Origin of the sequence: Brevibacillus sp. FSL K6-2834 (genome assembly GCF_038592925.1) — a bacterium.
Lineage (GTDB): Bacteria > Bacillota > Bacilli > Brevibacillales > Brevibacillaceae > Brevibacillus > Brevibacillus borstelensis.
Genome location: NZ_CP151945.1, coordinates 2,441,120 through 2,458,117, shown reverse-complemented (window position 1 = coordinate 2,458,117; position 16,998 = coordinate 2,441,120). Strand labels below are relative to the sequence as shown.

Annotated in this window: 20 protein-coding genes; all 20 read right to left on the bottom strand. The window is 52.5% G+C overall.

The window, feature by feature from the left end; translation table 11 throughout:
- Positions 1 to 4: 4 nt before the first annotated feature.
- Positions 5 to 538, bottom strand: a complete 534-nt coding sequence (locus NST96_RS12160; protein ID WP_003387161.1) for a spore maturation protein — start codon at positions 536 to 538, stop codon at positions 5 to 7.
- Between the two features lie 12 nt (positions 539 to 550).
- A complete protein-coding gene (locus NST96_RS12155; RefSeq protein ID WP_003387162.1) occupies positions 551 to 1,141 on the bottom strand; it encodes a nucleoside recognition domain-containing protein in 591 nt (196 codons plus the stop codon).
- Positions 1,134 to 2,300: a D-alanyl-D-alanine carboxypeptidase family protein gene (locus NST96_RS12150; RefSeq protein WP_003387163.1), complete on the bottom strand. Its 1,167-nt coding sequence runs from the start codon at positions 2,298 to 2,300 to the stop codon at positions 1,134 to 1,136. Before NST96_RS12150 ends, NST96_RS12155 begins: the two co-directional genes overlap by 8 nt.
- A gap of 87 nt (positions 2,301 to 2,387) precedes the next feature.
- Positions 2,388 to 2,972, bottom strand: a complete 585-nt coding sequence (gene scpB, locus NST96_RS12145; protein WP_003387165.1) for an SMC-Scp complex subunit ScpB — start codon at positions 2,970 to 2,972, stop codon at positions 2,388 to 2,390.
- A 3-nt stretch (positions 2,973 to 2,975) separates the two neighbouring features.
- Positions 2,976 to 3,731, bottom strand: coding sequence for a segregation/condensation protein A (locus tag NST96_RS12140; RefSeq protein WP_003387167.1), 756 nt, complete (start codon positions 3,729 to 3,731; stop codon positions 2,976 to 2,978).
- Between the two features lie 21 nt (positions 3,732 to 3,752).
- Positions 3,753 to 4,427, bottom strand: coding sequence for a site-2 protease family protein (locus NST96_RS12135; RefSeq protein WP_003387168.1), 675 nt, complete (start codon positions 4,425 to 4,427; stop codon positions 3,753 to 3,755).
- A gap of 87 nt (positions 4,428 to 4,514) precedes the next feature.
- Entirely contained in the window at positions 4,515 to 4,844 is a 330-nt protein-coding gene (locus NST96_RS12130; RefSeq protein ID WP_003387169.1) for an AzlD domain-containing protein, read from the bottom strand.
- Positions 4,841 to 5,569, bottom strand: a complete 729-nt coding sequence (locus tag NST96_RS12125) for an AzlC family ABC transporter permease (protein ID WP_003387170.1) — start codon at positions 5,567 to 5,569, stop codon at positions 4,841 to 4,843. Before NST96_RS12125 ends, NST96_RS12130 begins: the two co-directional genes overlap by 4 nt.
- Positions 5,569 to 6,300 (bottom strand): alanyl-tRNA editing protein, encoded by a 732-nt coding sequence (locus NST96_RS12120; RefSeq protein ID WP_003387171.1) that lies wholly within the window; start codon positions 6,298 to 6,300, stop codon positions 5,569 to 5,571. The genes NST96_RS12125 and NST96_RS12120 overlap by 1 nt, the downstream gene beginning before the upstream one ends.
- Positions 6,301 to 6,365: 65 nt before the next feature.
- Positions 6,366 to 7,181, bottom strand: a complete 816-nt coding sequence (locus NST96_RS12115; RefSeq protein ID WP_031931827.1) for a helix-turn-helix domain-containing protein — start codon at positions 7,179 to 7,181, stop codon at positions 6,366 to 6,368.
- A 175-nt stretch (positions 7,182 to 7,356) separates the two neighbouring features.
- Positions 7,357 to 7,791: a peptidylprolyl isomerase gene (locus tag NST96_RS12110; protein WP_003387173.1), complete on the bottom strand. Its 435-nt coding sequence runs from the start codon at positions 7,789 to 7,791 to the stop codon at positions 7,357 to 7,359.
- A gap of 168 nt (positions 7,792 to 7,959) precedes the next feature.
- Entirely contained in the window at positions 7,960 to 10,242 is a 2,283-nt protein-coding gene (locus NST96_RS12105) for a bifunctional diguanylate cyclase/phosphodiesterase (protein WP_338463476.1), read from the bottom strand.
- A 167-nt stretch (positions 10,243 to 10,409) separates the two neighbouring features.
- Positions 10,410 to 11,732 (bottom strand): diaminopimelate decarboxylase, encoded by a 1,323-nt coding sequence (lysA, locus tag NST96_RS12100; RefSeq protein ID WP_003387175.1) that lies wholly within the window; start codon positions 11,730 to 11,732, stop codon positions 10,410 to 10,412.
- 174 nt (positions 11,733 to 11,906) lie between these two features.
- On the bottom strand, positions 11,907 to 13,379 hold the full coding sequence (locus tag NST96_RS12095; RefSeq protein ID WP_003387176.1) for a spore germination protein: 1,473 nt from the start codon (positions 13,377 to 13,379) through the stop codon (positions 11,907 to 11,909).
- Positions 13,360 to 13,947: a stage V sporulation protein AE gene (locus tag NST96_RS12090; RefSeq protein WP_003387181.1), complete on the bottom strand. Its 588-nt coding sequence runs from the start codon at positions 13,945 to 13,947 to the stop codon at positions 13,360 to 13,362. Before NST96_RS12090 ends, NST96_RS12095 begins: the two co-directional genes overlap by 20 nt.
- A gap of 30 nt (positions 13,948 to 13,977) precedes the next feature.
- Positions 13,978 to 14,328: a stage V sporulation protein AE gene (gene spoVAE / locus NST96_RS12085; RefSeq protein ID WP_003387182.1), complete on the bottom strand. Its 351-nt coding sequence runs from the start codon at positions 14,326 to 14,328 to the stop codon at positions 13,978 to 13,980.
- A complete protein-coding gene (spoVAD, locus tag NST96_RS12080) occupies positions 14,328 to 15,356 on the bottom strand; it encodes a stage V sporulation protein AD (RefSeq protein ID WP_031931825.1) in 1,029 nt (342 codons plus the stop codon). The genes spoVAE and spoVAD overlap by 1 nt, the downstream gene beginning before the upstream one ends.
- Positions 15,357 to 15,367: 11 nt before the next feature.
- Complete coding sequence (gene spoVAC / locus NST96_RS12075; protein WP_003387184.1) at positions 15,368 to 15,847, bottom strand: stage V sporulation protein AC; 480 nt, start codon at positions 15,845 to 15,847, stop codon at positions 15,368 to 15,370.
- Positions 15,848 to 15,949: 102 nt separating this feature from the next.
- On the bottom strand, positions 15,950 to 16,372 hold the full coding sequence (locus tag NST96_RS12070; RefSeq protein ID WP_003387185.1) for a stage V sporulation protein AB: 423 nt from the start codon (positions 16,370 to 16,372) through the stop codon (positions 15,950 to 15,952).
- A complete protein-coding gene (locus NST96_RS12065; RefSeq protein WP_003387186.1) occupies positions 16,369 to 16,983 on the bottom strand; it encodes a stage V sporulation protein AA in 615 nt (204 codons plus the stop codon). The genes NST96_RS12070 and NST96_RS12065 overlap by 4 nt, the downstream gene beginning before the upstream one ends.
- Positions 16,984 to 16,998 lie beyond the last annotated feature (15 nt).

Genomic DNA, 16,998 nt, shown 5'->3' with positions numbered 1-16,998 from the left:
CATTTTATCCAAACACGTAGGATACGATCACCAAAGAAAAAATGACCCCGGCCAGGTCGGACCATAGACCCACGCGCAGAGCATAAGCGGAATTGCGAATGCCCACCGCTCCGAAATAGACAGTCAGCACATACAGGGTCGTATCTGTACTTCCTTGCATAGTCGCTGCCAATCTTCCCAAAAATGAGTCCGGGCCGTACTGTGCAATCATATCCGTCGCTACGGCAAGCGATCCTGTCCCGGTAATCGGACGAAGCAAGGCGAGCGGGACGATTTCCTCCGGGACATGCAGCAGCTCCAGCAGCGGCGACATCAGGGAGAGCAGCCATTCCAGCGCACCCGACTCGCGAAACATCGTGACAGCTACCATCATCGCAACCAAGTGGGGCAATATCCGGACTGTGGTGGTCAGGCCCCCCTTTGCCCCGTCTACAAACGTCTCATATACAGGAACGCTCCTGCTCCAGCCATAAACCAAAATAAAGGCGATCATGACCGGGATAGCCCACAGAGAGATCATGGAAATCCATTGGTACATGGCTGCGCCCCCTTATCTTGTTTTGCGTTCGTGACGGTAGCGGTACAGGCGGTCGAGTGTGAGGGCGACAACAGTAGCGCCAAAGGATGCAAGCAAGGTCGTGCCGACAATTTCTACAGGATTGGCTGAGCCGTATTGCATGCGAATAGCAATCATCGTCGTCGGTATCAGCGTAATACTGGCGGTATTAATCGCAAGCAGCGTACACATGGCAGGAGTGGCCTTCTGCTTGTCAGGGTTCAGCTTCTGAAGCTCTTCCATCGCCTTCAGTCCCATGGGAGTAGCGGCATTTCCCAGCCCCAGCAGGTTGGCGCTCATATTGGACAGAATGTATCCCATCGCCGGATGGCCTTTCGGCACGTCGGGAAACAGGCGGCTGATAATGGGCGAAAGCAGCCTGGCCAGCCCTTCCAAAAGGCCGCTCTTCTCCGCTATCCGCATCATCCCCATCCAGAACGCCAGGACACTCAACAGGCCAAAGCAGACGGTCACCCCCGTCTTGGCACCCTCGAAAGCCGCCTGGTTCACCGCTTCGATCCGGCCGTTGAGCGCACCAACGACGATACTGATCACGATCAAGGCAAGCCAGATGTAGTTAAGCACTCCACATTCCCCCTGCGATGATCTTCCATACCCTCTCCCAGAAGGTTGGATGATGGCCGCTTTTCGCCATGGTCGGCGAGTCGCCCAGAACCGCGAGCGGAACCTGCCCGATCTGCCGGTCGCCGATAAATATTTGCAAAAAGCCGGCATGACTCCCCGCGACCGCTTGGCTGACCTGCTTCTCGGTCAAGACAACCTTTTTCTTGATCTGTGCGGTTTCCTCTTTTCGCAGCGGATAAATCCATTCGTTGAGCGCCGCCAGCCTGATCCCCTGGCCCCTGTCGGACAACGCTGTCTCCACGATCTCCCCTTTTTCTACCACGGTGACATTGGAAAACTGCTGAAAGCCCCAATCCATCAACGCCATCGAATCATTCCAGTCATCCGGTGCATTGAGCGTAATCGTTGCCAACTGCCTTCCGTCTCTGGTCGCCGAGGATGCGAGACATCTTTTCGCCAGCTTGGTATAGCCTGTCTTCACGCCGTCTGCGCCCTGGTACAGATGGAGCAATTTGTTCTTGTTTTGCAGCCGGCGGTCGTACTCCTCGCCTTCCCAGGAGATGTTTTTTACTTTCGTGGAAACGATCTGCCGAAAGACGGGATTTTTCAGCGCATAGGCGGACAGCTTTGCCATGTCTTCCGCTGTAGAGTAGTGCATGTTGCTGTCATCAAGTCCATGCGGATTGGTGAAATTGGTGTGACTCATCCCGATCATGGCCGCTTTCTCGTTCATCAGGTAGACAAAACCGGGCACCGAACCGCCAATGTGATGCGCTACAGTAACCGCTGCGTCATTTCCGGAGCGAAGCATCAGTCCGTACAGCAGTTCCTCCAGCGTCAGCTTCTCGCCATTTTTCAAATAAATCGAGGAGCCCTCCACGCCGACAGCTTCCTTCGGCACGCTCACGATATCCTCCAACCGGCCGTTTTCAATCGCAACAATGGCTGTCATCGTCTTCGTCAAGCTGGCAATCCTCATTTTTTTCGAACCGTTTTTGGAATACAGAATCCGACCGCTGGCTACATCGATCAGGGCTGCCGCTTCCGCTGAGATTCCGGGTGCTTTGGATGCGGCTTTCACACTTGCGACATTCGGCGTCCCTAGCAGGAAAAAAAGAAAAACGACGAGCGCGCCGGACAGATATTTCCGTACGTTCATAACGTCCTCCCCATTTTGCGATACCAGTGTTTGTACCAGTATATGGGGACGAGTTATTCAATAGTACCGAATCTGTCCTGGACGAAGCTAGTCGTTTACGGGTTCTTCCGGGCTGCCAAAGAGTGCTGCAGCCTCCATTCTCGCTTCTTCAATATTTAAACTGACCGGCGGTTCCGGCAAATCGCTCAGTTCGCGCAGCCCGAAATGCTCGAGAAATTCTTTCGTCGTGGCATACAAGATGGGACGCCCTACGCCTTCGGCTCTGCCAGCCTCCCGGATCAACTGCTTGGAGAGCAGCGTATTCAGCGCCTTCTCGCATTTTACCCCGCGAATTTCCTCGATTTCCGAACGCGTAATCGGCTGTCTGTAGGCCACGATTGCCAGCGTCTCCAAGGCTGCCTGGGAAAGGGTCGACTGACTGGGGGAAGTAGCGAGTCGTTCAAAGTAGGGAACATGCTCAGGCAGTGTCGTCAATTGATACGCTCTGGCTACCTCGACAATTTGGATCCCTCGCCCGGCTCGGCGAAAATCCGCCTTCATATCCTCGATCAGATCGACAATCGTCTCTTCGGGCACTTCGACGATTTCGCTAATTTGCTTGGCGTCGATTCCCTCATCGCCCGAAATGAACAGCAGCCCCTCAATGACGCCTTTCAGCTTGTCATAATCCATCAGCTAAAGGCCCCCTTCTTTCGATTGTTCACAGATCATGATGTCATGAAACAGCTTGGTTTGTACGCATGTAATGTGCTTGGACTTCATCAGCTCCAGCAAGGCGAGAAATGTCGTGACGATTTCCGTGCGCGTGGCATTCGCTGAAAACAACTGAAAGAAACGAACCATCCCTCCGCCAACCTTCAACAATTGGCGGATTTCCTGCATCCTGTCCTTGATCGAAATTTCATCACGGGATACTTTGGCCACCGGGTCTGTCTGGGTTACCCTTTTTACCAGCTTCTCCAAGGCGTGAAGCAGATCGTACAGCGTTACGTCCTTCACCGTATTTTCCTCTTCGCGCACATAGGGGGCCAAATTTTCCGCCGGACGGGTGAACACCTGGTTGCGGCCTACTTCCATCTCACGCAAATTCTCCGCCAGCATTTTATATCGTTTGTACTCAAGCAGTCGCTGAACGAGCTCTTCGCGGGGATCGATCTCTTCCATTTCCATATCCAGATGAGGCTGGAAGACATGCTCTTCCTTGCGCGGCAATAGCATCTTGCTCTTGATCGACAACAGCGTCGCTGCCATTACCACGAACTCGCTGGCCACGTCCAGCTGAAGCTCTTGCATCGTGTCGATCGTCGCCAAGTACTGCTCGGTGATCTCCGCGATGGGAATGTCGTAAATATCCACTTCCGCCTTGTCGATCAGATGCAAGAGGAGGTCAAGCGGCCCTTCAAAGGAATCAAGTTTGATGCTGTAAGACACGACTTCTCCCTCGTTTCTTGACTAGAACAGCGCTAAAATTGAAAAAGCAATTTCTTCCACGCTCTTCAGGGCTAATTCCAGCGGCACTCCCAGGATCAGCCCCCTGATCGCAGGCAAGAAAATTAACAACAGCAACAGCCACGGGCCGTAAATCTCCCATTTGTAAAAGAAGCTGTCCCACCGGCGCGGCGATAAAAACCGGACGATCTTCGACCCGTCCAGCGGGTGGATCGGCAGCAGGTTAAATACAAACAGCGCGCAGTTGATGACCACACAGTTGACGAGCGTCAATCTGATGGCGAGGCTCATTTTGTCGCTCATGTCCAGCAGTACGCCGGATTGCATCACCACGACGAAAATGACCATGAAAAAGACGGCCAAAATAAAGTTCACGAGCGGTCCCGCCGCTGCAACATAGACGATCCCCAGCCGTTTGTTGCCGCGAAAGTTAATCGGATTGAACGGTACGGGCTTGGCCCAGCCAAAAGGACCGAACAAGATCAAAATCAATCCGAAGGGATCGATGTGCGGAACAGGGTTTAGCGTAAGACGCCCCATTTGTTTCGCGGTGTCGTCTCCCAGTTTCCAGGCGACAAAGGCGTGTGCCCATTCATGCAACGTAAAGGCGATGACAAATGCAATCAGGCGAAAGGGCACCGTCTCCCAATCAAAGTGAAACAAATTCCCAAAGTCCATTCCGTTCTCCTCCGTAAAAAGGCTATCTTCTAGCATACCAGCAGAGCGCCGGGCTTACAAGCCTGTCTGTTCGCGGAGGAGAAGGAATCAAGCCGAGACTGGCGCCAGGAATTTGACGAGAAGCACGAGAAAAAGACTGATCCCGAAGCCGAGGAACACATTTTTCCAGCGGATCATGACAAGTACACAAATGACGCTTGCTCCCGCATACAACGGATTAAAGGTCCACTCCCCTCCCTTGACAAACAGGGAGGGAAAAATCAAAGCAGCGAATATGCCCAGCGGAATCATGTCCAGGCCGTTTTTAAGCCGCGCAGTGAAAAAAGACTCCGGCAAGGTAAGAAACGCCCTGCGCGTAAAATAAGTCACGATGCCCATCGCCAGGATTAGCAAAAACATACGCAAATCGCCGTTCATCCCGCTTTTCGCTCCTCTCCTTGCGCTCCCTTGCCTCCGTCTGCGGGCTTTCGGATAAATCCGACTGCAAATGCGAGCAGTCCGGCTCCCAGGACATGCAGGCCGCTGGTTGAGGCCATGCTCAAAAGACAGGCCACAGCACCGCAGCCGAGGAAAATCGCTACGCGGATTGGCGAAGACAGCATGCCGACTGACAGCGCAAGAAACATGGCGGTGAAGCTGTACTCAAGCCCAAACCTTTGCGGGTCCGGCAGCAAGTACCCGAACAAGCTGCCCAGCCATGTACCCAGCGCCCAGAACAAATGCAGAAAAAGGCTTACGGATAAAATGTAGGACTTGTCGAAGCCGTACTGCTGAATCCGGTTGTAGGTGATCGCATACTGTTCGTCTGACAGGAAAAACGCGATGAGATCGGCAAATCTTTTGTTTTGCCTGGAATAGTAGGGAGCCAGAGACATCGCCATAAGAAAATGCCTCGAATTCATGAAAAAGGTGACCATGACCATCGTCCAAAAGCCAGCCCCTTCCACCAGCATGGGCAGAACCGCAAATTGCGACGAGCCCGCATGTACAAAAAAGGACATCCATACGCTTTCTGCTGTGCTCATGCCAGTCTGCAGAGCCAGCATGCCGAATATCCCGCCAAAGACCAGAAAGCTCATGCCGACGGGGACGGAATCCCGGATTCCTTGCTTCCACGAGGCCATCTGTTGTTGCTCGTTCATCAGCTTTCCACCGCGGCCGGCAGCACGGCCCTTACTTCCATCCGCTTGTTGTTTTTCCCTTTGCTTTTTATATCGGTGATCACCAATGACCCGATTTCACTCGTTCGCTTTACATGCGTGCCCCCGCAAGCCTGCTCATCGATTGAGCCGATCGCCACAAGCCGCACCTCACGGACGGCTGGAGGCAGCAGGCTGATCATCGTTTTGATCATGCCGGAAGTCGCCTCGGCCTCCTCCCTGCTGACAGTCCGGTACGTGATCAGATGATCTTCGGCAATGATGCGGTTCGCTTCTCTGACAATCTCCTCCACCTCTTCTGAGGACAAGTCCTGCAATTGGTTGAAATCAATGCGCGCACGCTCGGGATATATTTGGTTTCCGGTGCAAAGAGCGCCGTATTTTTCATAAACGACCGCTCCGAGCACATGCAGCAGACTGTGATGCCGCATCAACCCGTACCGGCGCTGCCAGTCGATCTTTACTACTGCCTCTCCTTCGTTCAGCGTCTCGGCACCCTTTACGTAATGAACGATTTGGCCAGCTTCCTTTTTGACCTGATAGACTTCATATGCGTGCCCATTTTGCATCAATACACCTGTATCGCATTCCTGGCCCCCGCCAGTCGGATAAAAGATGGTCTGATCCAAAATGACTTTTTCGCCGTCTACCCGTTTAATCAAAACGGTGCATTCCTGATTGTAGCTGTCCTCCAAAAACAATGTCTGGGTCATTTCTGTTTCCTCCTGTTTATGAAGTTAGTATACTAACGACTAATATAGTGCCGGTAAAAAACGGTTCACTCTTCCATGAACCGCTTGCCGGTCACTACCTCGGACAAAATCCGATTGCTGCGCCAAAGCTTTTCCAGTTTTTCAGAGCCAAATTCTCTCGTCAGCTCTTCGATCATGATGTCATGCCTGATGTACTCGACTGCAACCTGAACGAGTGCAGGATCGGTCGTTTTGACAGCCCATGCCACGCCCTTTTCCGAAAAGTGGGCAATGACCACTTCTTCTCCGTCCCGAGCCGCGATCGTCAGTCTTCCGCCCATCCGCTCCTCAACCACTTCTGGCGGCATATAATTGTGGTGGAAGGTACTCCCCAAGCGTTTATCCTCGCTGCCGAACAGGATCGAGTAAACCGAAACGCCCCGCTTCAGCAGTGTCTGCACGCAAGGAAGTAAAGCCTCGTACTGCTGCTCCCAGACCGACAGCCAGCATTCCTGCTTGCTTCGCTCCATAACGGCCAGCATCTCGTTTAACACTGCCTGCTTGCCTCGAATATGCCAGATCACGTCCATTTCCGTCGTATTTCCTACAGATTCCAAGGCCTGCTCCAGGTAATCGAGCGTCTCTTCCATGCCTTTTCGCAGACGGCCAATCAACTCCTTGGCAGGGACTGGAGCGTATTTGACCGGATCGGAAGGAACGGTGTGAACGGCCTCTCTGTCCAGCAGCTTGCCGAGCACCTCATAAATCATCGAACGGGGCACTCCGGTGCGCTTGCTAAGCTCGTATCCGGTAATCGGCGACCCTTGCAGCAAGCCGACATAAGCTTTGCACTCGTACAAGGAAAAGTTCAGTTTTTGCAGTTCTCTGTAGATTTCTTCCATGATTGCTCCGTTAGTAGTTTGACTTATAACTACTATTTATCACAAACCGCCAATATATGTCAATCCTTGATTCGGTCTTCTTGGTTGATTGCAGCCTCGGTATATTCTGCTGGCCGGTCTTCATAAAAAAACCCGCGTCATCGATTCGCGGGTTTTGTGCCACATTCGGCGTTTTTTATTCAGAAATCGTTACTTCCTTCATTTTGTCGCCCTGCTTGATTTTGTCTACGTGCTCCATGCCTTCCACCACTTGTCCGAAAACGGTGTGAACCCCGTCCAGATGCGGGAAAGCATCGTAGCAGATGAAGAACTGGCTGCCGCCGGTGTCCTTGCCTGCGTGAGCCATGGACAGAGCGCCGCGAACGTGTTTGTGCGGGTTTCCTTTGGTTTCGCATTTGATGGTGTAGCCAGGGCCGCCAGTACCAGTGCCATGCGGGCAGCCGCCTTGGGCAACGAAGCCAGGGATTACGCGGTGGAACGTCAGGCCGTTATAGAAACCCTCTTTGGACAATTTTTCAAAGTTGGCTACCGTGCCGGGCGCTTCCTTTTCAAACAGCTCCAGCTTTACGGTTCCGCCGTTTTCCAATTCGATTGTTGCATACTTGCTCATATGTAAGGACCCCTTTCAGTCTCGAAATATGTACGACTACGATTATACGCGAATCAGACAAAAAAGGAAAACAGTAGATCAAAGGTGCAATGCCCCGAGCGCAGTGACACGCTTATTTCCCTGACACACCGCGGACAAGCAAGCAGTTCGAATATCCGACAGAATGCCTTAACACTCCTGGACTGCGTCAGAAAAACTGACCCCGTGCTCCTCCGCTTTGTCGGCGACAAATACGGTTCCCGGAATGCTTTTGGCGATTTTTTTCATCGCAGCGGCTTGCTGGGCGAGCTCCTCGACACTGCCAAATCGTCCTGGTGAAAGCCGCACACCTGCCATCGACATCGACAGTCCATTCGCGTCTGTGAGATTGCGCCTGTGATAAATATCTAAGAAATAGGATGAAAACGCCTGGATTATGAAAGCAGTCATCGCATCCAGACAATTTGGCGTTGTCATGACGATGAAATCATCCCCGCCGATGTGTCCGAGAAAATCGCGCTCATTGCCATAGTGCTGCACCGCTTCCTTTAACATTCTGGCCGTTCTCACGATAATTTGATCGCCCACTTCAAACCCGTAGCGATCATTGAACCATTTGAACCTGTCCAGATCACAGTAAATGACGACCTGCTGCTCGCTTCTTTTGATCCTCGCCTGCAGCTCCCGTTCGATCTGGACGTTTCCCGGCAGCCCTGTCAACGGATTGGCAGAGCTGGCCATCTCGAGCTTGATGGACGCCATTTTATCAAGCAAGCTCTGAACCGTAATAATTCCGATGTATTCCCCATTGTCACCGGTGATCACCACGACGTCGTAGAGGTGATAGGCATCCCGGGCCATTGCCCTTTTGGACACCTCATCTATCTGGTCGTCTTTTTTGACCGTGAGCGGATTCGTATTCATGATTTGCGAAATCGGCCGTTCATAGTAAAGTGCGATCCCGTATTGCCCTCCCAAAATTTGATAGAGCTGAAATCGCATCACCAGCCCGATCGGTTTGCCTTCTTCCAGCACGACGACACTTTCGATTCGCTGGTTCTGTTCAAAGATTTGATGGACCTGACGCACTTTTGTCTGTTTTCCCACACAGATCGTCTTGGTCACAATGTCAGTCATGACGGGGGCGTGAATTCGCGGCTCCCGATCTGTTTTGGCGCTTGCTTCGCGGACACGGCGAAGAAAATTCATGGCCTGGCCCGAGATGTGTGCCATCCCTTTTGCCGGAGATCCGAGATAGAAGCCTTGTCCGTATGTAACCCCCAGCTCCATCAGCGACTCCAGCTCCCGTTCCGTCTCGATGCCTTCGGCGATGATTTTGCACTTCACCTTTTCAGCGAATTGCACAATCGTTTCCAGCAGCGCCTGTTTGATCGGATCGACGTCAATATTGCGGATGAGCGACATATCCAGCTTGATGAAATCGGGATAGATTTCGGTGATGGATTCCAGACTGGAATAGCCCGCTCCGGCGTCGTCGACCGCCACCAGATACCCCTTTTTCCGGTATTCCTCGATAATTTTGCGAAAGACGCTGTAATTGCTGATGGCATGCCGCTCGGTAATCTCAAGTACGATATTATGCGGATTCAGCTTGGTCTGCTCCAGCAGCTTGATCAGGTCCCCGCGCAATAAATACGGGTCGTCAATCGCTCTCGGATCAATGTTGATAAACATCTTTTGGTGCGGCTTTAGATATCGGAGATGCTCCAATGCCCGCTTCCTGCAAATATGCTCCAGCCGAAACACGGTATCCGTCTCCTCGGCATAGCCAAACAAGGCAGCGGGAGAGAAAAAAGGCGTGTTCTCCGGTCCTCTGGCCAAAGCCTCCCACCCGAGCGGCATGCCGTCCCGCAGGTCGACGATCGGCATGAACTGCGTGTGAATGTCTTCATCCTGCAGCAGCTTGTGGTACTGTGTCACGAATGTATACTTCTCAGAAGAAATCCCGTATTTCGCCATGTGGACGGCATGCTTGACAGACGTGTACATCTCTTTGACGACGTCCTGGCCAGGAAATGCCGCATAGCCGATATGCACCCGCAGGTCCTCCCGGTTGACAAAGCTCACATGCCGATTGAGCTGCAATTCGGCCTGCTCCTGAAAGCTGATCGAGAGAAGCCGGCATTCCTCCTCATGGGAGCCTTTCGGAAAGGAAACATAGATGGCAAAATCGTCTCCCCACAGCTTTTGAATGGCTAATACCCGCCCCTTGATCTCCAGTACATCCTGGCAGACCGTGGGCAGCGTCCGCTCAAATATATGCAGCACTCTTTTCGCGATCAAATCCCCATAGCGATTTTCGATGTCCGTCAATTTGACGATGTCTACGTAAAACAGGACGACCGTCGCACCGTTGCCCACTTCCTCGGCAATCATCGACGTGATCGTTCGACGTTTGTCCAGAGCGAAGACGGAAAATCGGCGGAATCGCTTTCGCAATTTAGACCACATCATGGCTCTTGCCTCCTCGCCCCCTCATTATGACAAGGGACTCTTAAGGCCATGTAAAGAGTTAATGAACATTTTATAAATGCAGCAGTCTTGAGAACGAATGGATCAGAGGACGAATAGAAAAGACCTTCCCCCGTACAGCAGGGAAGGTCTTGGTCTGATGTAAGTTAGCGCAACACTTTCGAGCCTTTGGGCAGTACGTCCTGACTTACCACATCGGCAAATGTTTCTCGTTTTACGACCAGTTCCGCCGTACCGTCATGAACAAAGACAACGGCGGGGCGCGGAATGCGATTGTAATTGTTGGACATGGCGTAGCCGTATGCGCCTGTGCTGCTGACAGCCAAAATGTCGCCGGCTTTCGCTCGAGGCAAGGCAATGTCCCTGATGAGCATGTCGCCGGTTTCGCAGCACTTTCCCGCGATGGAGACCGTTTCCGTGTCAGCCTCGTTCATCCGATTGGCAATTGCTGCTTCATACTGGGCCTGGTAGAGAGCCGGTCTCAGGTTGTCGGTCATCCCGCCATTGACAGCGACGTACTTGCGAACATTGGGAATTTCCTTTTGGGACCCGATGTGATACAAAGTGGTTCCTGCATCGCCGATAATGCTTCGGCCCGGCTCAATCCACAGCTCAGGCAGCGGCATTTGCCGGTCGGAAAGCTCGGCCCGAACCGCAGCCGTGATCGCTTTGACATAATCGCCCGGCGCCAGCGGTGTATCGCCTTCTACATAACGAATGCCAAACCCGCCGCCGACATTCAGCACTTGGGAAATAAAACCGAATTTTTCTTTGGCCTCTTCAAGCAATTCCACCAAACGTTTGATCGCGACCAAAAATCCGTCTGTTTCAAAAATCTGCGAACCGATATGGCTGTGGACACCGAGCAGATGCAGCCACTTGCTTTCGTTCGCCTGGCGGATCGCTTCCAAAGCCTGCCCGCTCTTTACGTCAAACCCGAATTTCGAATCCTGCTGCCCAGTGGAGATGTACTCATGCGTATGCGCCTCTACGCCTGGCGTCACGCGCAGCAGTACAGCTACCTTCTCCTGTCTTTCCTCGCCGAGCTGGGCCAGCAGCGAAAGCTCATAAAAGTTGTCAACGACAAAGCAGCCGATCCGGGCATCCAGAGCCATCTCTATTTCTTCTATGGACTTGTTATTGCCATGAAAGTGGATACGCTCCACTGGGAAGCCAGCCTGGAGAGCCGTGAACAATTCTCCCCCCGACACGACGTCAAGGGACAGCCCTTCCTCTTCAATCAGCTTGCACATCGCCATCGTACAAAACGCTTTGCTGGCGTATGCTACTTGAAATGAAAATCCCGATTCGCGAAAAGCGTCCACGAAGGCTCGACACTTGCTGCGAATCAGCGCTTCATCGTACACGTATAAAGGCGTTCCATACTCAGCAGCCAAATCCGTGACGTCGCAACCTCCAATTTCCAAGTGGCCCTTCTCATTGACTCGACTAGTTCCGTGTAGATACATCCCCAAATCCTCCCCGATACGCTGCTGGATAAATGTTCGTGTAGCGCCGCTTCTCTATATAGAAAGGCAACTGTATGACCTTACAGTTGCCACCTCTACCTGCTTTGGCTTATCAATCAATTTACTATAATAAAGCGCATTTGACAATGGGTGAAGCCTTCATTGTCAGAATATTTATTGCCGGGAAGAGTTGGGTGAACGGACAATGCTCGGCCGTCTGTTTTTCATCGGGACAGCCATCCTCACCAAGATATCCTTCATGGCTTTAAAGTTGAAGGGAATGAACGGCCACAGATACGGCGTATCGAGAGAGCGTGTCACAGCGAGACCGATGAGAACGACAAGCAAGCCGATCATCAGACCCGCAGTCGAGAAAAATCCGACCATCAGGATCAAGAATATCCGTACCAGCCGATTTGCCAAGCTCAGCTCGTAGCTGGGAGTCGCGAACATACCGACAGCTGCGACGGCCAGGTACAAAATGACTTCAGGGGCAAACAGCCCGACGTCGATGGCGACATCCCCGACCAAGATCGCAGCCAGCAGACCCATCGCGATTGACAGAGGGGAAGGCGTATGTATGGCAGCCATCCTCATCAGATCAAGTCCAACCTCCGCCATCAAAAATTGTGCCAGCAGCGGTATGCTCCCTTTGTCCTTGATCCCGATGAAATGCAGCGGTTCGGGGATGAGCGATGGATGCATGGCCAACAACAGCCAGACGGGGAGCAAAAATACCGAAGCAAAGATGCCAAAGAAACGCACCCAGCGAAGGTACGCTCCAACGACGGGGGTCTGTCTGTATTCTTCTGCGTGCTGTACATGGTGAAAATACGTGGCCGGTGTAATCATGACACTCGGCGAGGTATCCACGTAGATCAGCACATGCCCTTCCAGCAAATGGACGGCGGCCACATCCGGCCTCTCCGTATAGCGTACGAGCGGAAACGGATTAAAGGTCTTGCCGATGATGAACTCTTCCACCGTCTTCTCGGCCATCGGGATGCCGTCAATCTGGATATTTTGCAGCCGGTGTTTTAATTTATCAATCAGCTCTGTATTGGCCACACCCTTGATATAGGCGATGGCTACATCCGTTTTTGTCCTTTCTCCGATTTGCATGATCTCAAACCGCAAGCGTTCATCCCGGATACGCCTGCGTGTCAGTACGGTGTTGAGCACAAGCGTTTCGGTAAAACCGTCATGCGCACCGCGTACAATCCGTTCCGTATCCGGCTCCTCTGGCGAGCGTGTCGGCAACACTTTTGCGTCCATGATGATGGCATTGTGTGAACCTTCGATGACGAGTCCTACCTGACCGACGAGCAGTTTATCGATGAACTCATTTGCCGTTGCCACCTTGGCCATTTGAAAGTAAGGAATATATCTGTGGTACAAGTGCTCAAAAACATCGGCAGGCAGCTCTCTCTCCCGCAAGTCATTCAAATCCCGGAGAACCTGCGTAATGATGTTGTCGCTCGCAAAGCCATTGATGTAGTACAACAAAATGCGAGTCCGGCCAACTGTAAATTCGTGAACCCCGACGTCAAAGCTAACTCCAATGCCAAGCTTGTCGTTTAGGTATTCCTTGTTTTCATCCAGATCTTCCACGATCAGCCGCTTCTTCTCACTCTTGGTTTCCGGCATGGAACCCGCTCCTTTCCAATATCCAATTCACTGCAGCCATGGTAATCGGGCAACCATTGCGCAAGCTGTCCCTCCCTTGCATTTTTCCAATATCGCCGATTCCGATGATATTGGGCACATTAAGCTTGTTCAGGATATCGACGGTATCTCCGTAGATTCGGTTCTCCAGCTCTGTTTCCGCATAACCGTGTTTGTCAACAGCCTCATTGACAATCCGGCCGAGGTTGTCCACGGAAACCTTGACCGCAGCCCCGTTCACCCACTTTGTATTGGATGCCACTGCAATCGCACCCAGCACTTCGATATCGGGATGTTTGACAACGTATTCGATTGCCTGCTCTCCGCGGCCCCGGCCCCTGTCTCCGTTGTCGTCAAACATGATCAGAACGGGGTCTTGCGGCGTCATTTTGATCAGCTCGACCATTTGGCTTCCGCTCAGCGGCGTCGGATTCCCCGCCGACAACGAAACCGCTCGTCCCCCAATCTTTCTGGCTATCATTTCTACCACTCTTTGCGCTACATGATCACCGTCTGTGATCAGAATGACCTTCCGTCGCTTTTCTGGCATGCACCTCTCCCCTTCCTCTTCACGGGGGGATCATCCCTTTGGTTTAAAGACTAGCGACGCCAGGAACCCGAACGCGATAGCGGCGGAGATGCCCGCACTCGTAACTTCAAAGATTCCCGTAACGACTCCGATCAGGCCGTGCTGCTCCGCTTCCGATATGGCGCCATGGTATAGGGAATGGCCGAAGCTGGTGATCGGAACAGTCGCTCCCGCACCGGCAAAATCAATCAACTTGTCATAGACGCCAATAAAATCGAGCGCAACCCCGGCGACGACCAGCGTGCTCATCACGTGGGCGGGGGTCAGCTTCGCCACGTCCAGCAACAACTGACCGATCACGCAAATCAATCCGCCAACAACAAAGGCGATCACATATTCCATCAGCTTCCTCCTCCTTCTATCGAAACCGCATGGGCTATGCAGGGAATGGAGTTGCCCTGCTGATAGCTGACCGGGCTTAGCAATGCACCAGTTGCACATACCAAAACCTTGTTTAGCTTTCCTTTGTTCAACTGGTCCATGATATAGCTGTACGTCACTACTGCACTGCTGGCACATCCGCTGCCGCCGGCAAAAACCTCCTGATCCGGCGAGTACACCATCAGACCGCAGTCGTTGTAAACCCGGTCCAAATCGTACCCATCCATTTTCATCAGGTCCTTGAGGATGGGAAATCCGACGGCTGCGAGATCTCCTGTTACAATCAAATCGTAATCATTCGGATTGCGGCCGGTATCCTTGAAATGTGTCTGCAAGGTAGATGCTGCAGCAGGCGCCATCGCCGATCCCATGTCAAATGGGTCTTTAATCCCCATATCGACGACTTTGCCGATCGTGGCGTACGTAATCCGCGGCCCGCTCCCGCCAGTACCGACAACGGCAGCACCCGCTCCTGTCACCGTCCATTGTGCCGATGGCGGCTTCTGTCCGCCGTACTCGGTTGGATAACGGTATTGCCGCTCGGCTGTCGCATTGTGGCTGCTGCAAGCGGCTAATGCTTTATTCGCATACCCGGCGTTGATCTGGGCAGCGGCATTGGCCAGGGTGAGCATCGAAGTCGAGCAAGCCCCGTACATGCCCATGAGCGGAATCGACACCTTCTCGGCAGTAAAGCTGGTCGTAATGTTTTGGTTCAGCAAATCCCCGGCGAAAAACACGTCAATGTCCTGTCCGCTCAGATTCGCTTTGTCCAAAGCAAGATTAACGGCATCCTCCAGCAGCTGTCTTTCCGCGTTCTCCCACGAGTCCTGTCCGGCATACATATCGTCGTAGACCTTGTCGAACAAGGCTCCCAGAGGTCCCTCCCCTTCTTTTGGTCCGACAGCAGTGGCTGTTGATAGAATGCGGACGTCATGCGGGAAGTGCCAGGTCTGCCGGCTTACCCGAAAATCGCTGGATCCATTATTCATAGCAGCTCCCCTCACACGATCATCTTCCAAACCGTTTTCAACACGCCGGCTATGAAAGCGGCGACCACGCCAAAAACAATGACGGAGCCGGCCAGCTTAAACATATTTCCTCCTACTCCAAGAACGAATCCTTCGCTTCGATGCTCAATCGCTGCAGAAGCGATCGAGTTGGCGAATCCGGTGACAGGTACCGCTGAGCCCGCACCTGCGTACTGTCCAATATTGTCGTAAATGCCTAGTCCGGTCAGAAGCACAGAGAGGAAAATGAGCGTGGCAACGGTAGGATTGCTCGCAGCCTTTTCCGAAAATCCGAAGAAGTTGATATAGATGTTTTGCAGCACCTGGCCCAGCAGACAGATGGCCCCCCCAACCCAAAAAGCGCGTATCGAATTGAGCAGGACGTTCCGTTTTGGCTGGTACTTCGCCGCCTGCTGCTGATAGAGCTGCTTCGTCATTTGATTCGAACCATTGGACTTCGATTTTGTCGCCATCTTTGTTCCTCCCACTCGTCCTGTCTGGTCAACATACTCACATATCCATATCTTGTCTCCTCGTCTCCATTCTATGCTTGGCTGAATTTACCAGTCGGCGGGTCAAAGCTTCAGCCACCACTGAAGAAGAGATCCGATGATTTTCCCGAGAACCATCGCCATCAACAAGAAAATCAATTTCGAGTCCATGTTGAGCCTTTTTGCCAAGATCGGAAAGACGTTGAGTGCTTCGGTCAGTCCGGCGGCCAATGTGCCTACGAAGACACCTGCAAATACGCCGTAGATAGAAGTAAACAAGATAGGCAATGCGGCCACCCATTGAAAAAAATCGGCCAGCGTAAAAAACAGAGCGCCGCTAACCAGTGACCATTCCAGTGCTCGTATGTAGCGATGCGCGTTGGTGAGCTGAGCCAGCCGGGGGATAATGTCCAGAACCGTAATAAAAGCAACGAACCCGCTGCCTACAGCGAGCCCTCCACCCAGTCCGATGATTGCCAGCAAGATATGCTGCCACAAGCTGCTCATGGCTTGATCCGCTCATTCTCCTTATTTTCATGCTGAATGTAATACTGATCGAGATTTTGCTGGTACAAGAACAGCTCAACCTCCAACGGACTGGGTTCTTCGTTGATTCGCTTCTGAAAAATATGGTTGAAAAACAGGATCATCCCCAGACCAATCCCGATGGAATAAGGGATTTGCAACCAAAGGGGCTGGTCGCTTGCCTGTCCGGTGATCAAATAGTGGATGCGCTGATGGACCTGCAGCATGCTGACGTCCGTGTGGAAGTTCATAATCGCAAGACCGGCACCGACGAAGAGCAGGACCCATACCAGTGTAACCATGAGGAGATTTGCCTTTTTGCGAGGGTTCAAAACTTCTACGACAATATGAGCCGCGCCCTGTACCTCCAATGCCAGCTCGGGGTGCACGCGCCGGATTTGTTTGATGACCTGCATAATATCAATGATAATGAGGTTTCCATCAGCAGGTTTCACCTGATAGACAGGCAGACGGGCCAATGCTTTTTCACGGTCGCCATCCCAATACAACTGGCAAATATCTCCCAGCGTAATCGTCGCGTTCGGCTTGACAGCCAACCGTTTGCGCAGCTTGAGAAACAGCGGCTGGTTCATCTGCTCCCCCTCCTT